Source organism: Pseudomonas sp. BNK-45, from assembly GCF_047456255.1.
Classification (GTDB): Bacteria; Pseudomonadota; Gammaproteobacteria; order Pseudomonadales; family Pseudomonadaceae; genus Aquipseudomonas.
Genome location: NZ_CP179909.1, coordinates 1 through 2,500, shown reverse-complemented (window position 1 = coordinate 2,500; position 2,500 = coordinate 1). Strand labels below are relative to the sequence as shown.

Here is a 2,500-nt window from a genome sequence, read left to right as displayed (position 1 = left end):
ACCTGTGGATCGGAGTGAAAGGCTAATCAAGCTCGGAGATAGCTGGTTCTCCTCGAAAGCTATTTAGGTAGCGCCTCATGTATCACTGTAGGGGGTAGAGCACTGTTTCGGCTAGGGGGTCATCCCGACTTACCAAACCGATGCAAACTCCGAATACCTACAAGTGCCGAGCATGGGAGACACACGGCGGGTGCTAACGTCCGTCGTGAAAAGGGAAACAACCCAGACCGTCAGCTAAGGTCCCAAAGTTATGGTTAAGTGGGAAACGATGTGGGAAGGCTTAGACAGCTAGGAGGTTGGCTTAGAAGCAGCCACCCTTTAAAGAAAGCGTAATAGCTCACTAGTCGAGTCGGCCTGCGCGGAAGATGTAACGGGGCTCAAACCATACACCGAAGCTACGGGTATCACGTAAGTGATGCGGTAGAGGAGCGTTCTGTAAGCCTGTGAAGGTGAGTTGAGAAGCTTGCTGGAGGTATCAGAAGTGCGAATGCTGACATGAGTAACGACAATGGGTGTGAAAAACACCCACGCCGAAAGACCAAGGTTTCCTGCGCAACGTTAATCGACGCAGGGTTAGTCGGTCCCTAAGGCGAGGCTGAAAAGCGTAGTCGATGGAAAACAGGTTAATATTCCTGTACTTCTAGTTATTGCGATGGAGGGACGGAGAAGGCTAGGCCAGCTTGGCGTTGGTTGTCCAAGTTTAAGGTGGTAGGCTGGAATCTTAGGTAAATCCGGGGTTCTAAGGCCGAGAGCTGATGACGAGTTACCTTTTAGGTGACGAAGTGGTTGATGCCATGCTTCCAAGAAAAGCTTCTAAGCTTCAGATAACTAGGAACCGTACCCCAAACCGACACAGGTGGTTGGGTAGAGAATACCAAGGCGCTTGAGAGAACTCGGGTGAAGGAACTAGGCAAAATGGCACCGTAACTTCGGGAGAAGGTGCGCCGGTGAGGGTGAAGGACTTGCTCCGTAAGCTCATGCCGGTCGAAGATACCAGGCCGCTGCGACTGTTTATTAAAAACACAGCACTCTGCAAACACGAAAGTGGACGTATAGGGTGTGACGCCTGCCCGGTGCCGGAAGGTTAATTGATGGGGTTAGCTAACGCGAAGCTCTTGATCGAAGCCCCGGTAAACGGCGGCCGTAACTATAACGGTCCTAAGGTAGCGAAATTCCTTGTCGGGTAAGTTCCGACCTGCACGAATGGCGTAACGATGGCGGCGCTGTCTCCACCCGAGACTCAGTGAAATTGAAATCGCTGTGAAGATGCAGTGTATCCGCGGCTAGACGGAAAGACCCCGTGAACCTTTACTATAGCTTTGCACTGGACTTTGAATTTGCTTGTGTAGGATAGGTGGGAGGCTTTGAAGCGTGAACGCCAGTTTGCGTGGAGCCATCCTTGAAATACCACCCTGGCAACTTTGAGGTTCTAACTCAGGTCCGTTATCCGGATCGAGGACAGTGTATGGTGGGTAGTTTGACTGGGGCGGTCTCCTCCTAAAGAGTAACGGAGGAGTACGAAGGTGCGCTCAGACCGGTCGGAAATCGGTCGTAGAGTATAAAGGCAAAAGCGCGCTTGACTGCGAGACAGACACGTCGAGCAGGTACGAAAGTAGGTCTTAGTGATCCGGTGGTTCTGTATGGAAGGGCCATCGCTCAACGGATAAAAGGTACTCCGGGGATAACAGGCTGATACCGCCCAAGAGTTCATATCGACGGCGGTGTTTGGCACCTCGATGTCGGCTCATCACATCCTGGGGCTGAAGCCGGTCCCAAGGGTATGGCTGTTCGCCATTTAAAGTGGTACGCGAGCTGGGTTTAGAACGTCGTGAGACAGTTCGGTCCCTATCTGCCGTGGACGTTTGAGATTTGAGAGGGGCTGCTCCTAGTACGAGAGGACCGGAGTGGACGAACCTCTGGTGTTCCGGTTGTCACGCCAGTGGCATTGCCGGGTAGCTATGTTCGGAAAAGATAACCGCTGAAAGCATCTAAGCGGGAAACTTGCCTCAAGATGAGATCTCACTGGGATCTTGAATCCCCTAAAGGGCCGTCGAAGACTACGACGTTGATAGGTTGGGTGTGTAAGCGCTGTGAGGCGTTGAGCTAACCAATACTAATTGCCCGTGAGGCTTGACCATATAACACCCAAGCAATTTGCTTAAGAAGCGAGTTGCGGTGTGTGAAGACGAAACGAACCGAAAGTTTGCAAACACACAAATCTATTACATACCCATTCGCTGGCACGTTGCACAAGCAACGGACTGGCTACCGAATTTCTTGACGACCATAGAGCGTTGGAACCACCTGATCCCATCCCGAACTCAGAAGTGAAACGATGCATCGCCGATGGTAGTGTGGGGTTTCCCCATGTGAGAGTAGGTCATCGGTCAAGATTAAATTCCGAAACCCCAATTGCGAAAGCAGTTGGGGTTTTGTTTTTGCGCTGCAGAAAAGCTGCGCTGCTGCAGCCGGCCATGACCGCTCGGCTGCGGCTGCCGAG

2 rRNA genes (1 of these 2 cut by a window edge) are annotated in these 2,500 nt (G+C 52.1%); both read left to right on the top strand.

Going from position 1 to position 2,500, the window contains the following annotated elements:
• Positions 1-2,138, top strand: a 23S ribosomal RNA gene (locus ACMGG8_RS00010); it begins 754 nt to the left of the window's first position.
• A 138-nt stretch (positions 2,139-2,276) separates the two neighbouring features.
• Positions 2,277-2,393: ribosomal RNA gene (gene rrf / locus ACMGG8_RS00005) — 5S ribosomal RNA — on the top strand.
• The last annotated feature ends 107 nt before the right edge of the window (positions 2,394-2,500 follow it).